Consider the following 1,585-nt stretch of genomic DNA (forward strand, 5'->3'; position numbering starts at 1 on the left):
AAACTATGTGATATTTAGTGTAATAAACACTATGGGACGAGGTATAATATTGCATTTAGCTATCGTACCGTCTCCAAAGGCATTCATCCACGGGTAAACCCGTGGTTTTCTGTATTCACAGAATAAATTCGTAATTCAGCAAAACCATTTTCATCAAAATCGTTGTACACATGAATAGAAACATCTCTTAAGGCAACCGTACACTGATTACTATCTACTACGGATTTATAAGGTAAACGCAATTCATAGCGGTTTGGTTCGTCTGAATAATCATAGATATATTTTTTATCAATTTTCCCTCCCCTGTACGCTTTACGGCCAAACATATCATAGGAATAGGTTTTACATTCATCACCGGTGACCCAATATGCAGCCCAAGCAACTACGTGAACATCGGTTGGTTTTTTACCTGTAATCGTAATGTAGGACTCATCAGGTTCATCACCCCAAATATTCGGTTGAGAAGTCTGGTAATAATCATAACCAAGAAAAACCAATACTATGAACAATACAATAATTGATATTCTTTTTTTCCTTGTGGTATTAGCGATAATTATCACTATTGCGGCCCTTTCTCTTTATCTAACGGCTCAGAGCGGTAATTCTCGCCAGCTAAAACATCGTAATGAATCACGGTGTCATTATTGAATTTAGAGAAATCGTAGTAGATGGTGTAAGCGTTGAATTCTTGATCTTTAGTCTTTTTCTTTCCATCGACATAAAAGTGACAACCAATGGCCCCTGCCCACTCTTTTCTTATACTTTTAAATATATCGCCATTGCAATACTTTGCTTCAATCAAAGAACTAAATGGTAAAGATTTGTCGTCAGTTGAATTTGGACTATAAATTCGTAATTGAGCGAAACCAACGGTATCGAAAGCGTTATACGCTTGAACTATAATTCTACCTAATTCCACATCACAATCTAATGAGTCGTGATATTGTTGATATGGAATTCTCAATTCATATCGATTGGGATCCGTAGAAAAGTCATGTGTGATATGCCATTTTACATTTGCCCCTTTTGACCATTTCACATTAGAAAAGCTGAACGTTCGTGCTTTACAAGCATCTCCACTTGCCCCCCATCTTGCCCAAGCATCGACTTTGGCATCCTTAGGTTTTTTACCTGTAATCGTAATGTAGGATTCATCAGGTTCATCGCCCCAAATATTCGGTTGAGTACTTTGATAGTAATCATAACCAAGGAAAACGAATACAATGAATAATACAATAATTGATATTTGTTTTTTCCTTGTGAGGCTATCCAATAACTTCATTGTAGTTGTTCCTTAATTTCATCAGGTAATGTTTGCTGCGCTATTAATAGTTTTGCTAAAGGTAAGCGCTGAGGATCCAAGACTATCTGCTTTAGTTCACCTCTAATCTGATTACGGTTCTCTATTAACTTATTTATAGAATTCATCTCGCTCATCAAACGTCCAATTCCCATAGCCAGGGCGGGAGCATACTTTGATGGATTTATAACCCAAAGAAGACTCTAGCCCGATAATCATCGTTCCATCCCGCTTTTTTCAACTTCACTTTTTGGCTTGGCGCACCACAATCACATTGCTTGAGCA

Annotated in this window: 2 protein-coding genes; both read right to left on the reverse strand. The window is 37.3% G+C overall.

Going from position 1 to position 1,585, the window contains the following annotated elements:
* Positions 1-83: 83 nt before the first annotated feature.
* Positions 84-560, reverse strand: a complete 477-nt coding sequence (locus AACW06_RS19460; protein ID WP_238336763.1) for a hypothetical protein — start codon at positions 558-560, stop codon at positions 84-86.
* On the reverse strand, positions 560-1,282 hold the full coding sequence (locus tag AACW06_RS19465) for a hypothetical protein (protein WP_192076319.1): 723 nt from the start codon (positions 1,280-1,282) through the stop codon (positions 560-562). Before AACW06_RS19465 ends, AACW06_RS19460 begins: the two co-directional genes overlap by 1 nt.
* Positions 1,283-1,585 lie beyond the last annotated feature (303 nt).

Source organism: Vibrio sp. S12_S33 (genome assembly GCF_963889785.1).
In the GTDB taxonomy this organism is placed as follows: Bacteria; Pseudomonadota; Gammaproteobacteria; order Enterobacterales; family Vibrionaceae; genus Vibrio; species Vibrio aestuarianus.

Excerpts from the sequence above, each read along its gene's own strand:
- AACW06_RS19465 (WP_192076319.1), bottom strand. The coding sequence starts at position 1,282 with ATGAAGTTATTGGATAGCCTCACAAGGAAAAAACAAATATCAATTATT.